Origin of the sequence: Bradyrhizobium sp. LB14.3, from assembly GCF_040547985.1 — a bacterium.
In the GTDB taxonomy this organism is placed as follows: Bacteria; Pseudomonadota; Alphaproteobacteria; order Rhizobiales; family Xanthobacteraceae; genus Bradyrhizobium.
The window spans coordinates 16,657-34,614 of record NZ_JBEPQT010000016.1 but is presented as its reverse complement, the minus strand read 5'-3'; the positions used below and the strand labels follow the sequence as shown (position 1 = coordinate 34,614).

14 protein-coding genes and 1 pseudogene are annotated in these 17,958 nt (G+C 64.2%); 9 read left to right on the top strand and 6 right to left on the bottom strand.

Annotation, left to right across the window (positions count from 1 at the left end):
* Nucleotides 1-24: 24 nt before the first annotated feature.
* Nucleotides 25-1,551 carry a bifunctional aminoglycoside phosphotransferase/ATP-binding protein gene (locus ABIB00_RS25485; protein ID WP_354106261.1) on the bottom strand — a complete coding sequence of 509 codons (1,527 nt, stop codon included), beginning with the start codon at nt 1,549-1,551 and terminating at the stop codon, nt 25-27.
* 188 nt (nt 1,552-1,739) lie between these two features.
* Here ABIB00_RS25485 and ABIB00_RS25480 point away from each other — a divergent pair, with 188 nt between their 5' ends.
* The 4 genes and pseudogenes from ABIB00_RS25480 (at nt 1,740) to ABIB00_RS25465 (ending at nt 6,528) form a co-directional block, all read left to right on the top strand.
* On the top strand, nt 1,740-2,579 hold the full coding sequence (locus tag ABIB00_RS25480) for a universal stress protein (RefSeq protein ID WP_354106260.1): 840 nt from the start codon (nt 1,740-1,742) through the stop codon (nt 2,577-2,579).
* Nucleotides 2,580-2,648: 69 nt separating this feature from the next.
* A complete protein-coding gene (locus tag ABIB00_RS25475; protein ID WP_354106259.1) occupies nt 2,649-5,342 on the top strand; it encodes a bifunctional acetate--CoA ligase family protein/GNAT family N-acetyltransferase in 2,694 nt (897 codons plus the stop codon).
* Nucleotides 5,341-5,492, top strand: a pseudogene (locus ABIB00_RS25470) (cyclic nucleotide-binding domain-containing protein); the annotation flags it as partial. The gene ABIB00_RS25475 and the pseudogene ABIB00_RS25470, both read left to right, overlap by 2 nt.
* Nucleotides 5,493-5,799: 307 nt before the next feature.
* Complete coding sequence (locus tag ABIB00_RS25465; RefSeq protein ID WP_247350731.1) at nt 5,800-6,528, top strand: Crp/Fnr family transcriptional regulator; 729 nt, start codon at nt 5,800-5,802, stop codon at nt 6,526-6,528.
* Here ABIB00_RS25465 and ABIB00_RS25460 read toward each other — a convergent pair.
* Complete coding sequence (locus ABIB00_RS25460; protein ID WP_247350732.1) at nt 6,525-7,301, bottom strand: cyclase family protein; 777 nt, start codon at nt 7,299-7,301, stop codon at nt 6,525-6,527. The two genes, ABIB00_RS25465 and ABIB00_RS25460, sit on opposite strands and share 4 nt — an antisense overlap.
* A gap of 323 nt (nt 7,302-7,624) precedes the next feature.
* Between ABIB00_RS25460 and ABIB00_RS25455 the strand changes: the two genes are divergently transcribed.
* Genes ABIB00_RS25455 through ABIB00_RS25440 form a run of 4 tightly spaced genes read left to right on the top strand, consistent with a single transcriptional unit; the run spans nt 7,625 to nt 11,317 of the window.
* Nucleotides 7,625-8,596 carry a TRAP transporter substrate-binding protein gene (locus ABIB00_RS25455; protein WP_247350733.1) on the top strand — a complete coding sequence of 324 codons (972 nt, stop codon included), beginning with the start codon at nt 7,625-7,627 and terminating at the stop codon, nt 8,594-8,596.
* Nucleotides 8,597-8,655: 59 nt separating this feature from the next.
* The gene (locus ABIB00_RS25450) at nt 8,656-9,204 is read left to right on the top strand and encodes a TRAP transporter small permease (RefSeq protein ID WP_247443767.1); all 549 of its coding nucleotides are present in this window, start codon (nt 8,656-8,658) and stop codon (nt 9,202-9,204) included.
* A complete protein-coding gene (locus ABIB00_RS25445) occupies nt 9,195-10,487 on the top strand; it encodes a TRAP transporter large permease (protein ID WP_247350737.1) in 1,293 nt (430 codons plus the stop codon). Before ABIB00_RS25450 ends, ABIB00_RS25445 begins: the two co-directional genes overlap by 10 nt.
* A gap of 23 nt (nt 10,488-10,510) precedes the next feature.
* The gene (locus ABIB00_RS25440; protein ID WP_247350739.1) at nt 10,511-11,317 is read left to right on the top strand and encodes an SDR family NAD(P)-dependent oxidoreductase; all 807 of its coding nucleotides are present in this window, start codon (nt 10,511-10,513) and stop codon (nt 11,315-11,317) included.
* Nucleotides 11,318-11,326: 9 nt separating this feature from the next.
* Here ABIB00_RS25440 and ABIB00_RS25435 read toward each other — a convergent pair whose 3' ends face one another.
* From ABIB00_RS25435 to ABIB00_RS25420, 4 genes are read right to left on the bottom strand one after another with little or no spacing between them, the layout of a single operon-like run.
* Nucleotides 11,327-12,025 carry a molybdate ABC transporter substrate-binding protein gene (locus ABIB00_RS25435; RefSeq protein WP_354106258.1) on the bottom strand — a complete coding sequence of 233 codons (699 nt, stop codon included), beginning with the start codon at nt 12,023-12,025 and terminating at the stop codon, nt 11,327-11,329.
* Entirely contained in the window at nt 12,022-14,157 is a 2,136-nt protein-coding gene (locus ABIB00_RS25430; RefSeq protein ID WP_354106257.1) for a xanthine dehydrogenase family protein molybdopterin-binding subunit, read from the bottom strand. The genes ABIB00_RS25435 and ABIB00_RS25430 overlap by 4 nt, the downstream gene beginning before the upstream one ends.
* On the bottom strand, nt 14,154-14,624 hold the full coding sequence (locus tag ABIB00_RS25425; protein WP_247443760.1) for a (2Fe-2S)-binding protein: 471 nt from the start codon (nt 14,622-14,624) through the stop codon (nt 14,154-14,156). The genes ABIB00_RS25430 and ABIB00_RS25425 overlap by 4 nt, the downstream gene beginning before the upstream one ends.
* A 15-nt stretch (nt 14,625-14,639) precedes the next feature.
* Nucleotides 14,640-15,596 carry a tripartite tricarboxylate transporter substrate binding protein gene (locus tag ABIB00_RS25420; RefSeq protein ID WP_247444026.1) on the bottom strand — a complete coding sequence of 319 codons (957 nt, stop codon included), beginning with the start codon at nt 15,594-15,596 and terminating at the stop codon, nt 14,640-14,642.
* A 252-nt stretch (nt 15,597-15,848) separates the two neighbouring features.
* Between ABIB00_RS25420 and ABIB00_RS25415 the strand changes: the two genes are divergently transcribed.
* Nucleotides 15,849-17,939, top strand: coding sequence for a molybdopterin-dependent oxidoreductase (locus ABIB00_RS25415; protein ID WP_247443758.1), 2,091 nt, complete (start codon nt 15,849-15,851; stop codon nt 17,937-17,939).
* Nucleotides 17,940-17,958 lie beyond the last annotated feature (19 nt).

Sequence of the window (17,958 nt, the reverse complement as noted above, 5' to 3'; positions counted from 1 at the left end):
AGATTGCCTTATCTGCAGATTGCCTTACTTGCTCTCGGCGATCGCGTCCCGGCAGTTCTGGAGCGTCTGCTCTTGCGTCCCGGATGCATCGATGGTCGCCCAACCGACATGGCCGATATTATAGTGCTCTTGCAGCGCGGCAACCTCTTGCGTGGCGTCTGATGCGTCGCCCCGGCGGCTTCCGATCCGCGCCTGCCGGGTCGCGAGGTCCGCAACCAGAAACAGGCCGCTCAGCGGCACGTTGCGCTCGCGTGCCAGTGCGGCGACCGCGTCTCGTTCGTTCTCGCGGGCGAATACGCCGTCGATGATCGCCGAATGGCCTTGCGCCAGCACCCGCCGGGCGTGCTGAGCCAACATGTCGTAAACGCGGGCTGTAACCTCCGGCGTGTATGCGGATGCCGGCAGCCGGTGCGTGTCCTCGACCCCGAGCATTTGCTTGCGGAGGAGGTCGCTGCGCAGCACGACGGCCCCCGGCTGCGGTGTAACGTCCGGCGCGAGCGTGCGTGCCAAAATCGTCTTTCCGGTGCCTGACAGTCCGCCGACCGCGATTAGGCGGGGAGCGGGAGGGTGGATCAGCGCCCGGGCGAGGCCAAAATAGCGCCGTGCGTCGTCTACGATGCCGGGATTACTAGAATGTGACGGCTTCAGCCGTGCCCGGGCCACCTGGGCGCGGATCGCGGCCCGGACGGACATGAACAGCGGCAATGCGGAGAGCGCGTCGAGATTTTCGGGCGGCGTCGCGGCGAGATAACGGTTCAGCACGATGTTGGCCGCGTATCGTTGATCATGGTGCAGCAGGTCCATCAGCGTGAATGCGAGATCGTAGAGCACGTCGATGGTTGCGATCTGGGCGTCAAACTCGATGGCGTCGAACAGCACCGGCTTCTTGTCGATCGACACGATGTTCGCAAGATGCAGGTCGCCGTGGCAGCGGCGCACGAAGCCCCGACGGCCGCGCTCTATGAGCAGCGGCCGGAGGCCCCTGAACATCGCGAGCGAGGCTGTACCGAGCCGTGCAATCTCTCCGGCTTCGAAGCCGGTCCGCAGGCCATTGCTGTTGCCGTCGATCAGGCCGGGGATGGAGGAAACCCATGCCTCCCCGTCAGCGGGGATCGCCGCGGCATGCGAAGCTACGATGGCGTCGGCGACAGCCGAGGCAAAATTAGCATCCAGCGGACCGGCCTTGGCCAGATGGTCCAGCGTCCGGCTCTCGTCGAAGCGCGACATCTCGACCGCATACTCGATCGGCCGGCCGGGGCCGTCGACCTTCACCGATCCGCCGGGCTCTTCCGTGATCGCCACGACCCGATGATAGATCTGCGGCGCCTGCGGCCGGTTGATCCTGAGCTCCTCCTCGCACGCCGCCTTGCGCTTCTCGAGAGTCGAATAATCGAGGAACGGAAACTGCACGGCGCGCTTGATTTTCAGCGCGCGCCTGCCTTCGAGAAAAACCGAAGCTGCGTGCGTATCGATCCGCCTCACGCCTGGATGCATGACAGAATCGGTGAGCGCCGCAAAGATCCGGTCCTGGGTCGCAGAATCCTCTATCATTCTAGTTGGCACTTCCACATGCATCGAAAGGCGGTCCACCAAGCGACAGGTTAACCCTTAGGAGGAGATCGCGGCCAGTCCTTGATCTTGGTCAACGCCTGTCCCGGCTGGCGGAGTTCCCCGGGCTTGACGAGGATCAAGCGTCCCGACGAAGCCGAGCCTAATCCAGCAGTCCAAGGAGAATCCCGATGCCCATCAAGGACGTCTTTCTGCCGCTTGTCGGCCAGCCGCGCGAGCCGGCCCTTGCTGCGATCGAGAAATGCGTTGCCGTTGCCGCCGACCTCGGCGCCAGGATCACCGCGCTGGGACTCGAAGAGGATGTTTTCGTGCGGCCGAAGGTGATGCTCCCAGACGATTCCGATGCGGCCGAGGCAAAAGGGTTGCTCGAGGCCGGCGACATGCAGCAGCTCCTGAATGCGTTCAGCCATGCGACGTCCCGCGCCAACATTCGCGCTCACAGCCGATCGGCCAAGGTGCCGGCCGACCAGATCGCGTCAATCCTGGCCGAGCACGGGCGTTTCAGCGATCTCACGCTGGTCCCCGTGAAGCCGCACGACAGCCGGACGGAGCACATCATCGAGACGCTCCTGTTCGAATCCGGGCGGCCAGTGCTGCTCTGCCCGGAGCAGCATGTGGACGAATTGCGACCGGAATTCGAGAACGTTATGATCGCATGGGATCACTCCGCGCGTGCGGCGCGAGCGGCCGGTGACGCGCTGCCTATCCTTCAGGCAGCTACCTCGGTCCGCGTGGTGACCGTGGCGGACGACAAGTCCGACCGGATCGTGCAATCCGGCACGGCTTTGGTCGATCACTTAAGGGAGCACGGGATCTACGCCTCGTTCGAAACCACGACGGGCAGCGGCAGTTCGATCGGCAAGGTGCTGGGAAGCTGGGCGAATTCCCATGCCATCGATGCGATCGTGATGGGTGCCTACCATCATTCGCGCCTGAACGAGATCGTTTGGGGCGGTGTGACAAAGACCGTCATTGGCGAGCCACCGTGCTGGGTTATGATCTCGCACTAGGCGGGTAGCCAGTTCATCGGCCTGATCGTCAACCATCGGAACCGCCACCGACCGGGCGCATTTGCTTTCATGTCAACTTATCGTCTGAAGAACCTGCTGTCGCCGCGTTCCGTTGCGCTCGTCGGTGCGAGCGCCCGCCCGGTCTCCGTTGGACGCGCCATTCTGGAGAACATTCGGAAGGCTGAATTCACGGGGCAGTTCGGCCTCGTCAATTCGCGCCATGCCGAGATCGGCGGCGTCGCGGCGGTGGACAGCCTCGACAAACTGTCATTCGTGCCCGAACTCGTGGTCATCACCGCGCCGGCGCGCGCGGTTCCCGACATTATCGATCAAGCCGGCCGTCGCGGCTCGGCGGGCGCGCTGATCGTCTCGGCCGGGCTCGGTCACGGACCGGGGTCCCCGCACGAGGCCGCCATCGCGGCGGCACGCAAATTCGGCATGCGGCTGATCGGGCCGAACTGCCTCGGCATCATGATGCCTGGCGTGAGCCTCAATGCGAGTTTTGCCGCGCACATGCCGGGGGCGGGAAATCTCGCGCTGATTTCGCAATCGGGTGCCATCGCGGCCGGCATGGTCGATTGGGCCGCGCAGCGCGGCGTTGGCTTCTCCGGCATCATCTCGATCGGCAATCAGATTGACGTCGATATTGCCGATCTGCTCGACTATTTCGCGATGGATCACAAGACTCGTGCGATCCTGCTCTATATCGAGGCCATCAAGGACGCGCGGAAGTTCATGTCGGCAGCGCGCGCCGCGGCGCGCGTGAAGCCGGTCGTCGTGGTCAAATCCGGCCGCATGGCGCAGGGCGCGAGGGCGGCAGCCACCCACACCGGTGCGCTCGCGGGCGCCGACGCCGTCTATGACGCGGCGTTCCGCCGCGCGGGCGTCCTGCGGGTCTCCGATCTGCGCGAGCTGTTCGATTGCGCCGAGACGCTCGGCCGCGTCGAATCCCCGGCCGGAAAGCGCCTCGCTATCCTGACCAATGGCGGCGGGATCGGCGTCCTCGCCATTGACCGATTGGTCGAGCTCGGCGGCATTCCGGCGGGCATCTCGGCGGAGGCCCGCAAGAAGCTCGATGATGCGCTGCCGCCGACCTGGTCCGGCGCTAATCCCGTCGACATCGTGGGCGACGCCGATGCGTCGCGCTATGCGGCGGCGCTGGAGGTGCTGCTCGCCGATTCCGGCAATGACGCTGTCCTGGTCCTCAATGTGCAGACCGCGATCGCCTCGGCTGCCGATATCGCAACGATGGTGACCGAACGCGCCAAGGCATATCGCCAGAGGCACCGCAGTTGGGCCAAGCCCGTGCTCGCCTCGTGGATCGGAGCAGACCAGAACATCATCGAAACATTGTCTGGCGCCGGCATTCCGAACTACCCGACTGAAGACGACGCGGTACGCGGCTTCATGTACCTCGTGAGGCATCGCGAAGTCGTGGAGGAGCTGAGCCAGGTTCCTCCGGCGATGCCCGATACGTTCGTGCCTGACGCCCAGGCTGCCAGGCAGATTGTTACGTCTGCGATCGCTGACGGTCGCGAATGGCTCGAACCCGTCGAGATCAAGCTTCTGCTGGAGGCTTATGACATCGCAATGGTTCCGACCTATGCCGCCACTGATGTCGAGCAGGCGGTAGCCTACGCGAAAGAAATCTTCGCGCAAGGCGCCACCGTCGTGCTGAAAATCATGTCGCGCGACATCGTCCACAAATCCGATGTTGGCGGCGTCGTGCTCAATCTGACCGTGCCCGAGGCGGTGCGCACCGCTGCCACCGACATTATCGCTCGGGCAAGGAAGCTGCTTCCCGAAGCTCGCATCGAGGGCGTCATCGTGCAGGCGATGGTCGTCAAGGCGAAGGCGCGTGAGCTGATCCTGGGCCTCGCCGACGATCCCACCTTCGGCACCGTCGTTGTCTTCGGCCGCGGCGGGATCGCGGTCGAGATCATCAACGACAGGGCGCTTGCGCTGCCGCCGCTCGATCTGCAACTGGCCCGCGACCTGATCGACCGCACGCGCGTGTCACGGCTGCTTCGCGCTTACCGGGACGTGCCGGCGGTGAAGCCCGACGCCGTCGCCATGGTCCTGGTCAAGCTGGCGCAGATGGCCGCCGACATTCCCGAGATCCGCGAATTCGACATCAATCCGCTGCTCGCGGATGAAACCGGCGTCACCGCGGTCGATGCCCGCGTCGCGGTCGGGCCGCTGCAACGGAAGTTTGCCGGCTCAGGTCCTGCCAACCTCGCCGTTCGGGCCTATCCGTCGCAATGGGAACGCCGCCTCGAGCTCAAGGACGGCTGGCGCATCTTCGTGCGGCCCTTGCGTCCCGAAGACGAACCGACCATCCACGAATTCCTGCGTCACGTCACGGCGCACGACCTTCGCCTGCGTTTCTTCGCGCCGATGAAGGAGTTCACCCACGAGTTCATCGCGCGCCTGACTCAGCTCGACTATGCGCGCGCGATGGCATTTATCGCATTCGACGAGGCGACCGGCGAGATGGTGGGCGTGGTCCGGCTCCATTCGGACTCGATCTACGAGAGCGGCGAATACGCGATCCTGCTGCGGTCCGATCTCAAGGGCAGGGGGCTGGGCTGGGCGCTGATGCAACTGATCATCGACTACGCGAAGTCGGAAGGGCTCAAAGCGATCTCCGGTGATGTTCTCAGGGAGAACACCACGATGCTTGAGATGTGTCGCCAGCTCGGCTTCGAGGTGAGGCCGGATCCCGCCGAGCCCGATATTTGCGACGTCAGGCTGAAACTCTGAGCATCTCGGACGCCGCGTCCATTTTGCCTCCGGCGAGACGTGTTCTCCGAGGAGGACATCACAACCTCGTTCTACAATCTCCTCGAGGGCGTCATGCGGCTATACAAGCTGCTGCCCGACGGCCGGCGTCGAGGCTCTGGCCGCGGCCTGACCTTCTGTCCACAACGCTCTCGCAGGCCCTCGCGCGATCATCGTGATCTGGCGCGCCAAATCGCGATGCTCACCCCGGGCCAGCTCCGGGCGTTCGGCAGCGTCTCAACGCAATAAGAATTGCGTTACCTGCAACTCTGAATCTATCAAATGCATCGGCGCATCCTTCGGATGCCGACTTGGGGCCCCGACCGCCGCATTTTCGCGGCATTTGTCTACAGATGCGCGCGTGCTTTCTGGTTGAAAAGCCTGATAACGTTGACTACGCAGGAACTTCAGTGCCTTGCAGTCTTAGGAGCCCCGCGGCGTGCCTCAGGACAAGACCGGCGACCCGCGACAGTCGGCGGGCAACAAACTATCGGTCCTGCGCAAGCACCCGATCTTCGCGGATCTGGAGCCGGACGCGCTTGATCAGCTCTGCCGCTACGCCAAGCACACCATGGTGAAGCGCGGTGCGACGATCGCCGCCAAGGGCGATCCCGGAAACAATTTGTTCGCGGTGATCGCCGGGACAGTGAAGATTTCCTCTTCGTCGCCTGATGGGCGGAATGCCATTCTCAACCTGATCGGTCCTGGAGAAATCTTTGGCGAGATCGCCGTGCTCGACGGCGCGCCAAGGTCGGCCGACGCGACCGCCAACACCAATTGCGAGCTCTACATCATCGACCGCCGGGACTTCCTGCCGTTCGTGAAGAGCCAGCCGGCGCTGGCGATGAAATTCATCGAGCTGCTCTGCGCGCGCTTGCGCTGGACCAGCCAGCAAGTCGAGCAGGTGATCCTGCAAGATCTACCGGGTCGGCTCGCGAGCGCGCTGCTCGGTCTCACTGAGGAGCGCAAGCTCGACTCCGGCAGCGGCACGCTCACCATCACGCAGCAGGAGATCAGCGAGATGGTGGGGATGACGCGCGAGAGCATCAACAAGCAATTGCGCGTCTGGGCAGGTCGCAACTGGGTTCGCCTCGAGCACGGCGCCATCGTCGTGCTCGACATTGATGCCTTGCGCGAACTCGCCGAGAGCGGCCTCGACGGTAACTAGCTGTCGATGATTGCGACTGCGCGAGTCCAGCCTGCGGAGGCACGCTCGATCTTCACCGGAAAGCATGACACCGTGAACCCGGTCGAGGGCAGCTGGTCGAGATTGTGCAGCTTCTCGAGATGGCAATAGCCGATGTGCCGTCCCGCCTTGTGGCCTTCCCAGATCAGGCCGGCATCTTTTGTTTCCGCATATTTCTTCGCGGTATAGACGAATGGCGCGTCCCAGCTCCATCCGTCGGTGCCGGTCAGCCGCACGCCGCGTTCGAGCAGATACATGGTGGCCTCATAGCCCATGCCACAACCCGAGTTGACGTAGTCGGCGCGGCCGAATTTGGCGCCGGCGCTGGTGTTGACGACGACGATCTCCAGCGGCGACAGCGTGTGCCCGATCCGCCTCAACTCCTTCTCGACGTCGTCGGCGCTCGCTACGTAACCGTCGGGCAAATGCCGGAAGTCGAGCTTCACGGCGGGCTGAAAGCACCATTCCAGCGGCACCTCGTCGATCGTCCATGACCGCTCGCCGCGATTCATGGTCGGATGGAAATGCCAGGGCGCATCGAGATGCGTGCCGTTATGGGTCGACAGCGAGACTTGCTCGACGGCCCAGCCCTGGCCGTCCGGCAGGTCTTGCGCCTTGAGGCCGTCGAAGAACTGCAGCATGCGCGGCAGGCCTTGCTGGTGATCGATATACTGGATCGTCGGGTGATTGCCCGGGGGATCGGCCGTCACGTCGTTTCTGAGCGGCACGGAGATGTCGATCAGCTTCCGCGGCATGGGTGTTCCTCGGGACGGTCCGTTTTGTTTCGAAGCATCTTGGAGGGGCCGCACCGGGGGCGTCAAGCGACGCGCGTGAACGTTTCCCGCGGCAGGCGGCCAGATGGTTTCGGAAAAAGCTGACTATTCCCAGATTGCCTCTCCGAACCCGCTTGATCCATCGATGCAACTCTAGCATTGATCGATGCCGGATTTGGCTTGGACTCAGAATGCCGCCCGCCCTACGGACGACAATGGCGCTTGACTTCACACCTGAAGTGGAGCGACCCAAGGCGGCCCACAGCATCTGCCCAACGATATAATCACCTCAGGAGGAAGCCCAGATGAAGACACTCACCGGCATCATTGCAGCCGCTCTGCTTGCGGTCTCAGCCCCCTTGGCGACCGCACGCGATTTCCGTTCCGCCGACATCCATCCCGCTGATTATCCGACCGTCGAGGCCGTCAAGTTCATGGGCAAGCAGCTCGCGACGGCGAGCGGCGGCAAGCTTGGTGTGAAGGTGTTTCCCAACGGAGCCCTGGGCTCCGAGAAGGACACCATCGAGCAGCTCAAGATCGGCGCACTCGACATGATGCGGATCAACGCATCGCCCTTGAACAACTTCGTGCCGGAAACGATCGCGTTGTGCCTGCCCTTCATCTTCCGGGACACGCAGCACATGCGCACGGTCCTTGACGGGCCCATCGGCGACGAGATCCTGGCGGCTATGGCGCCCGCAGGCCTGATCGGCCTCGCCTATTATGACAGCGGCGCCCGGTCCATCTACACCGTCAAGGCACCGATCAAGTCGCTCGCCGACCTCAAGGGACTGAAGATTCGCGTCCAGCAATCCGACCTGTGGGTCGGCATGATCCAGAGCCTCGGGGCCAACCCGACGCCGATGCCGTATGGCGAGGTTTACACCGCGCTCAAGACGGGTCTGGTGGACGCTGCCGAGAACAACTGGCCCTCTTACGAATCCTCGCGCCATTTCGAGGCCGCCAAGTTCTACAACGTCACCGAGCACTCCCTGGCGCCCGAAGTTCTCGTGATGTCCAAGACGGTCTGGGACACGCTGAGCAAGGAAGATCAGGCGATGGTCCGCAAGGCGGCCAAGGAATCGGTGCCCGTCATGCGCAAGCTCTGGGACGAGCGTGAGCAGGCGTCCCGCAAGACGGTCGAGGCGGCCGGCGTTCAGGTCGTGACGATCGCCAACAAGGCGGAATTCGTCGATGCGATGAAGCCGGTGTACGACAAGTTCGCCGGCGACGAGAAGCTGAAGGGCCTCGTCAAGCGGATCCAGGACACGAAGTAAGACCATAGCGTCGGTCCGGCGTCGCCGCATGGCGACACCGGGCCCCGCAAGGAGAGCTGATGACAGACCCTCACGTCGCAAGCCACGAGCAGGAAGTCGCCGGACGACCGTCGACCGGCTTGCTGTCGCGGATCAACGCCGTCGTCGCTCGGCTGGGCATGTATGTGTCTGTGACCGGACTGCTCGTTATCGTCACCATCGTGTTCTACCAGGTGTTCGGACGTTACGTGCTGAATTCCAGCCCGACCTGGACGGAGAACCTCGCGCTGGTTCTGATCCTGTATGTCACGCTGATCGGCGCCGCTGTCGGCGTACGCGATGCCGGACACATCGGAATGGACAGCTTGCTGGTGATGCTTCCTGATCAAGTGCGTGAGAAGATCGAACTCGTGATCCACGTCCTGGTGGCCGTGTTCGGCATTGCGATGGCCTACAACGGCTGGATCCTCGGGGCGTCGGTCGGAACGGTGAAGATCCCCAATCTCGGCCTGCCGGAGGTCATCCGCTACGTGCCGCTGATCGCCTCCGGCGTTTTGATCGTTTCCTTTTCAATCGAGCACATCATTGCTCTCCTGCGCGGCGAAGAGGTCGTCCCCTCATGGAATTGATCATTCTCGGCGCCACTTTCTTCGGCTTTCTCGTCATCGGTGTACCCGTTGCCTTCGCGATCGGTCTCTCGGCGATTTGCACCATCCTCTACGAAGGCCTGCCGGTCGCCGTCATCTTCCAGCAGATGATGTCGGGGATGAACATCTTCTCCTTCCTCGCCATCCCGTTCTTCGTCTTCAGCGGTGAGCTGATGCTGCATGGCGGCGTCGCCGACAAAATCGTGCAGCTCGCCAAGAATCTCGTCGGGCACATCCGCGGCGGGCTCGGCATGTCGAACGTGGTCGCCTGCACGCTGTTCGGCGGCGTCTCCGGTTCGCCCGTGGCCGACGTGTCGGCAATGGGGGCCGTGATGATCCCCATGATGAAAAAGGAAGGCTTCGACACCGACTACGCCGTCAACGTCACCACCCATGCCTCGCTGGTCGGAGCGCTGATGCCGACCAGTCACAACATGATCATCTATGCGCTCGCCGCCGGCGGCAAGGTATCGATCGGCGCGCTGATCGCCGCCGGCCTGCTGCCGGCGCTCGTGCTGATGGTGTGCATGCTGGCCGCCGCTTACGGGGTCGCGGTGAAGCGAGGCTATCCGGCCGGCAAGTTCCCGGGCTGGCCAGCGGTTTTTCGCTCGTTTGCGGCCGCTCTGCCTGGCCTTCTGATTGTCGGCATCATCCTCTCAGGCATCCTGTCGGGCGTGTTCACGGCAACCGAATCCGCGGCCGTCGCGGTCACCTACACGATCCTGCTGACGTTCTTCATCTATCGTACCATGACCTTGCCGAACTTCCTGCGCGCCGCGGCCAAGGCGGTGAAGACGACGGGCGTGGTGCTGCTGCTGATCGGCGTCTCCACCATGTTCCAGTATCTGATGGGACTATACGAGGTGGCCGACTTCGCCGGCGACATGATGAGCAAGGTCTCGACGCAGCCCTGGGTCATCTTCCTGCTCATCAACGTCATCCTGTTCGTGCTCGGCACGTTCATGGACATGGCCGCGACCATCCTGATCTGCACGCCGATCTTCCTGCCGATCGCGATGAAGGCGGGCATGGATCCGGTGCAGTTCGGCATGCTGATGCTGATCAACTGCGCGCTGGGGCTGAACACCCCGCCGGTCGGAACGACGCAGTTCGTAGGCTGCGCCATCGGCGGCATCTCGGTGGGCGCGGTGATGCGCACCATCCTGCCGTTCTACGCCGCCCTGATCGCAGCTCTGATGTTCGTGACCTACGTCCCCGCCTTCTCGCTGTGGCTACCCCGCCTGCTGATGGGCTACAAGGGATAGCAGCAACACAGGAGAATCTATCCGTGACTGACTATCGCAAGCTCTTCGATCTCACCGGCAAAACGGCCGTGGTGCTCGGCGCCGCATCGGGCATCGGCAAATCGTCAGCCGAGGCGCTGGCCGGGCTCGGCGCCCGTGTCGTCTGCGCCGATCGCGCGCTTGATGCCGCCGAAGCGACCGCCGCCGGCATTCGCGACAAGGGCGGCTGGGCCGAGGCGGCTGCGTGTGACGCCGCGAGCGCTGCGGACGTCAATGCGCTGGCCAAAACCGTGATGCAGAAATTTCCGCGGCTCGATATCGCGGTGACCACGCCTGGGCTCAACATTCGCAAGACCATCCTCGACTATACCGAGGAGGATCTCGACCGCGTCCTCAACCTCAACATCAAAGGCACGGTCTGGTTCTTCCAGGCGTTCGGCCGCATCATGGTCGAGCAGAAGGGCGGCAGCATCATTGCCTGCTCCTCGGTGCGTGCGGTGACCATCGAGCCGGGCCTGGGCGTCTACGGCTCGACCAAGGCGGCCATCGGCCTGCTGGTGAAGGGGTTTGCTTCCGAGGTCGGACGCTCCGGCGTGCGCGTCAATGCGATCGCGCCGAGCATCGCCGAGACCGCGCTGACCGGCCCGTTCAAGCAGCGTCCAGACATCTACAATCTTTACGCCGGCCACACCGTGTTCAACCGCTGGAGCAGCGCCGACGAGGTCGCGACCGCCGTCGCCTATCTCGCCTCGGACGCCGCAAGCTATGTCAGCGGCAGCACGCTGTTCGTCGACGGCGGCTGGACCGCGGTGGACGGGCCGCCGACCGGCCTCACCCAGCTGCACAAATAGGGCGGTTGTCTAGCCGGTGAAGCCTGCACGCTGGCGCAGTTCCTTGTGATCTGCGCCGGTCAGCAGCGCGATCAGCGCGGCCGCTTCTTGCGGATGCGCGGCCCGCGTGGTCACGCCGGCCGTGTACATCGTCACGAGCTCGCAGCCCGGCGGCAGCGCCCCTGATAGCGCGATGCCGTCGGTCGCGATGATCTCGGTCGCCTGGGTGCAGCCGATCGGACGCGTCGCGGTCGATGACGCAAGCTCCCGCATCGCGGCCGCGCCATTGGGAAAAATCTTGAGGCGCGAAGCAACCTCGTAGGCGATGCCGAGCTGATCCAGGACTTTTGCGACGTGCTGTCCCGCTGTCGAGGCTTTGATATCCGGGACGAAAATCGCGTCGGCGCTGCGCAGCACCTCGCGCAAATCGGTCTCGGTCTTCACCGTTACCTTGGGATCGCGGCTGCGGACCGCCAGCGCGGTCTCGACCCGGCCGACATCTGCGATGGAGGAGGGGGTGACGAGATTCCCCTCCGCGAGCTTTGCAAGCAGCGCCTGCGTCAGGATGACGAGATCGGCCGCCGTCCCCGCGCGCAGCTTGTCGGCCATGACGCCGACCGCGCCGAACTCGCCGTCGATACCGAGGCCGGTCTGCGCCTTGAAGGGCTCGCTGAGGCCGCGTACCAGGCCTTGCGCCGCACCTCCGCTCAAAATGTTCAGTGACGTCACGATGCGAGCTCCATGGCTGTGATGATCTTGGCGCGCGTGATCGGCAGGTCGCGCACGCGCACGCCGAGGCAATCGTAGACCGCATTCGCGATCGCCGCGGTCACCGGGCCGTGGGCGGCCTCGCCGGCGCCGACCGGCTCGATCTCCGGCCGCTGGATGATCTCGACATCCACCGCCGGCACCTCGCTGAAGGTCAGGATCGGATAGTCGGTCCAGGACGTCGATGTGATCCGCATCCGGTCGAAGCGGACACGTTCCTTCAACACCCAGCTTGTCGCCTGGATCGCGCCACCCTCGATCTGGTTGATGACACCGTCCGGATTGACGGCCTCGCCGACATCGACCGCAAGCGTCAGCCGCTTGACGCGGACATCATCAGTGCTTTCGATCTCGGCAATCGCGGCGCAATAGGCCCCTGTGTTCTTGTAGCGGGCGAAGCCGACGCCGTGGCCCGTGCCGGACTCTTTCTGCGGTTTCCACTGCGCGCGTCGTGCCGTGGCGCGGATGACGTCCTTCGCCCGCTCGTCGCGCAGATGACGCAAGCGGAACGCGATCGGATCCTCGCCGCGCAGGGCGGCGATCTCGTCGAGCAAGGACTCGATGGCGAACACATTGCCCTGTCCGCCGAGTGTCCGCAGCGCCGAGGTCCGCACCGGCATGGTCAGCAGCCGGTGGCTCGTCACCGTCCAGGCTGGGAGGTCGTAGAGCGGAATGGAGTTCCGATCGCCGCCGCCGCCGTTGGCAGCGGGCGGGTTGGTCGAGATCATGTGCGGGTAGGGGTTCGCAATCTCGGTCGCGGCAAGCAGCGCGGGCTGTGCCGCGCGCCCCGGTCGCGCCGCGTGGCCGTTGCTCCAGATCGCATGACGCCAACCGACGATCTCGTTGTCCGCGTCGAGATCAGCCTCGACCTCGATCGCCATCGCTGCGCCAAACGGCGCCTGGGCCATCTCGTCGTGGCGCGACCACTGCACCCGCACCGGACGGCCGCCTGCCGCTTTCGCCAGCAGCACGGCATCGAGCGCGACGTCGTCGGCGGCATTGTGCCCGTAGCAGCCCGCACCCTCCATGTGCTCGACCACGATGTTTTCGGCCAACAGCTTGAGCACGATCGCGAGATCGGCGCGCAGCAGGTAAACACCCTGGCTGTGCGTCCAAACGTGGACACGATCGTCGCCGGCCCATTGTGCCATGGCGCAGGAAGGCGCGATCGAGGCATGCGCGATGTAGGGGCGGGTGTATTGCCGGCGGAGAGTCCGAATGGGCTTGCCTGTCGTTGCCGCCATCCTGGTGTCGATGACATCAGTCTCGACCGGCTGGCTCTTCAGGAAGCCCGCCAGATCATTTTCATCGGGCAACGGTTCGCCGGCTGACCATGTCGCGCCCTTGCGCAAGGCTTTCAGCGCGGTTTCCGCCGCTGCCTCGCTGTCCGCAACCACGCCGGCAAAGCCGCCGTCGCGGACGATCGCGACGAGGCCGGAAACGGCGCGCGCGGCCGCTTCGTCCAGTGCGATCAGCTTGGCGCCCGAGACGTGCGGCCGCAACACGCGTCCGTGCACCAGGTCCGGCAGCGCATGGTCATGGATGAAGCGCGGCCGTGCGAACACCTTGTCGGGAATATCGACGCGCTGGACCGAATGTCCGGCGATAGCGCGTTTGGCGAAGTTCTTCGTTGTCGCGCCCGCATTGGCGTCGTGGTCGAGCGAGACGTCGCCGGCAAGCTCCCAATAGCTGGTCCTGACATTGCCGGGGCCCGAGATCGTGCCGTCATCGATCTCGAGCAGCGACGCATCGACGCCGAGACGTTCCGATGCCGCGACGAGGAAGCGCTGGCGCACCTCGGCGCAGGCGTGGCGCAGCGCGCGGCCGGACTGCTGGATTGAGAGGCTGCCCGAGGTGACGCCCTCGTTCGGGCTGGTCGCTGTGGAGGCACGGATCATCTCGATCCTGATGATATCGACGTCGAGCTCGTCGGCGGCGATCTGCGCCAGCGCCGTGACGATGCCCTGACCGATCTCGACCTTGCCGGGCGAGATCGCGATACGGCCTTCGCCGATGAGCCTCACCCAGGAGGACAGCTTTGGATTGGCCGCAAGGCTGACCGGCAGTGTCGGGGCAGGGGACGCCGTACTCATGATGCCGCCATCTGCGACGCCGCCCGCAGTACGGCGCGGACCATCCGGTTGTGCGATCCGCAGCGGCACAGATTGTGATCCAGCGCCGCTTTGACCTCCGCCTCGGTCGGCGACGGATTGCGCTTCAGCAACGCCGCCGCGCTGATCAGGATCCCGGAGACGCAATAGCCGCATTGCATCGCCTGTTCGGCGATAAAGGCACGTTGCAGCGGGTGCGGTTGCTCTGCCGTGCCGAGGCCCTCGACCGTGACGATGTCCTTGTCCGCGACCGACCACATCGGCAAGTCGCAGGAGGCCATCGCGCGGTCGCCGACCATGACATAGCAGGCGCCGCACTCGCCCGCTCCGCAACCGAAATGCGGACTGGTGACGCCGAGCGGGCCGCGCAGCACATCGAGTAGCGTCCGATCGGGAGCGGCATCCACGGACGTGGCCGCGCCGTTGAGCTGGAATTGAATGGTAGGCATTGTCGCTCTACAGCCTCAGGACTTGTCGAACTTCTTGACGACGTCGGCCCATTTTTCGATGTCGCCGCGCAGGAATTTCTCAAATTGGTCCGGCGTCATCGACATGGGTACGGCACCCTGCTCGGTCCAGAGCTTTATGATGTCGGGGCGCTTCACCATCGCGTTCACGGCGGCATTGAGTTTGTCGATGACAGGTTTCGGCGTGCCGGCCGGCGCCATCAGGCCGAGCCAGATCGTGGCTTCATAACCTGCCACGCCTGCCTCGATCGCCGTCGGTACGTTTGGCAGCACCGCTGAGCGCTGCTTGCCAGTGGTCGCGAGCGCGCGGACCTGGTTCTCGCCGATATTAGGCGCCATCGCCGGCACTGCGTCGATCATCATCTGCACCTGCCCGCCGATCACGCCGCTGCGCGCCTCGCCGCTGTTGCGGTAGGGGACGTGCACGAGGTCGATGCCGGCCATGGCTTTGAACAGCTCCCCGGCCATGTGATAGGGCGTGCCCTGGCCGGAGGACGCGTAGTTCAACTTGCCCGGCTGCGACTTGGCGAGCGCGACGAACTCCAGCAGTGTCTTCGCTGCGACTTGCGGGTTCACCACGATGACGAGATCGGAATAGTTCACCGGCGTGATCGGCGCGAGGTCACGCATCAGCTCGTATTTGCGTTTATCCGGCGTCAGCAGGGATTCGTTTGCGGTCTGGGTGTTGGACATCATCAACAGCGTGTAGCCGTCGGCCGGCGACTTCGCCGCTTCGACCGTGCCGATGACGCCGCCCGCGCCGGTTCGGTTCTCGATCACGAAGGGCTGGCCGAAACTCTCCTGGAGCGCATTGCCGATCAGCCGGGCCGCGACATCGGCCGGCCCGCCGGCGCCGAAGGGCACGACGATCCGGACCGCGTGGTTGGGATAGTCTTGTGCCAGGGACGGGGCTGCGGAGAATGCGCTGAGCAGGCCGGCGGCCAGCGCCAGCATAAATTGTCGGGCCGTCACACCCACCTCCCTGATATCGTTCTTGTTGGCCGGCACTGTAGCGGCAGGGGAGGCGGACTGTCGACGCCTCACAAAGCCGACGGTGCCTGGAATATCGGGCGGTTTGCGGTGTGGCGGTGCCGCTCTTCGCGGTTGCGGCAGGAACCGGCAGCGCAGGCGGCCTGAGCAAATCGCATGGGCATTGCCGGATAAATACGCTCGGCTGACAGGTATTTTGGTGTTACCAAATTGGACATGAACCAGCACGCCAAGATCGAAATCCGCCATTCCACCTGCCCGCATGATTGCCCGTCGGCCTGTGCCCTCGACATCGAAGTCGTCGAGGGACGCAGCATCGGCCGCGTCCGCGGTTCCAAAAAGCAGACCTATACGGCCGGCGTGGTCTGCGCCAAGGTTGCCCGTTATGCCGAGCGCATCCATCACCCCGAGCGGCTGATGTATCCAATGCGCCGCACCGGGCCGAAGGGTTCCGGTCAATTTGCGCGGATCAGCTGGGACGAGGCGCTCGACGAAATCGGGCATCGCTTCAACCAGGCCGAGCGCGAGTTCGGCGCAGAATCGATCTGGCCCTATTATTACGCCGGCACGATGGGGCTGGTGATGCGCGACGGCCTCAATCGTCTCACGCATGTGAAGAAATATTCGCGCTTCTATCAGACCATCTGCGCCAATGTCGGGCGTATCGGGTTCGCGATCGGCACTGGCAAGATCGCCGGCGTCGATCCGCGCGAGATGGCACTCTCCGACCTCGTCGTGATCTGGGGCACCAATCCCGTCAACACGCAGGTCAACGTGATGACGCACGCGGCACGTGCGCGGAAGGAGCGCGGCGCCAAGATCGCGGCGGTCGACATCTACGACAATGAGACCATGAAGCAGGCCGACATCAAGATCATCCTGCGGCCCGGCACCGATGGTGCCTTCGCCTGCGGCGTGATGCATGTCCTGTTCCGCGACGGCTATGCCGACCGCGCCTATATGGACAAGTACACCGATTGCCCTGACGAGCTCGAGGCGCATCTGAAGACGCGCACGCCGGAATGGGCGTCCGCGATCTCGGGCGTGCCGGTGGCGGAGATCGAGGCCTTTGCCAAATTGGTCGGCGAAACCAAGCGCACCTTCTTCCGGCTTGGCTACGGCTTCACCCGCTCGCGCAACGGCGCGGCGCAGATGCATGCCGCGAACTGCATTCCCGCGGTGACCGGCGCCTGGCAATATGAAGGCGGCGGCGCCTTCTTCAACAATTACGCGCTGTGGCACTTCAACGAATCCATCATCGAAGGCCATGACGCCATCGACCAGACTATCCGAGCGCTCGACCAGTCGCAGATCGGCCGCATTCTCACCGGCGATTCCAAGGCCCTGCACAGCAAGGGGCCGGTCAAGGCGCTGCTGATCCAGAACACCAATCCGATGACGGTGGCGCCGGAGCAGGCGCTGGTTCGGCAGGGTTTTGCGCGCGAGGATTTGTTCGTCGCGGTGCACGAGCAGTTCATGACCGAGACGGCCGAGATGGCCGACATCGTGCTGCCGGCGACGATGTTCATGGAGCACGACGATCTCTATTACGGCGGCGGCCACCAGCACATCTCGGTCGGGCCGAAGCTGATCAATCCGCCCGGCGAATGCCGCTCCAACCATGAGGTCCTGCAGGCGCTGGCGCCGCGGCTCGGCGCCAGGCATCCCGGCTTCGAGCTGACGCCGCGCGAATTGATCGACGCGACGCTGAAGCTCAGCGACCACGGCGACATTGCCGGCCTTGAAGCCGATCTCTGGCGTGACCTGCAACCGGACTTCCGCACCTCGCATTATCTCGACGGCTTCGCCCATGCCGACAGGAAATTCCACTTCAAAGCCGATTGGGCGCATCCGCCGTTCGGCCAGACGATGGGGGACTTCGACAAGATGCCGTCGCTGCCGGACCATTGGGCGGTGATCGAGCACTCCGATCAGGCCCATCCGTTCCGGCTTGCCACCAGCCCGTCGCGCAGCTTCCTCAACACCACCTTCAACGAGACGCCGTCCTCGCAGGCGCGCGAGGGCAAAGCGAGCGTGATGATCCATCCCCTGGATGCGGCCGCGCTCGACATCGCCGACGGCGACGCCGTGACGCTCGGCAACACCCGCGGCGAGACCACGCTGATTGCCATTCTGTTCGAGGGCGTGCGCCGTGGTGTGCTGATCGCGGAGTCGGTTCATCCCAACAAGAACCATATCGGTAACCGCGGCATCAACATGTTGACGGGCGCGGACACCATCGCGCCGATCGGCGGAGCCGCTTTCCACGACAACAAGGTCTGGATCAGGAAAGCGGTCGCGGCCTGAGCGCTCGCGCTTCGTTCGC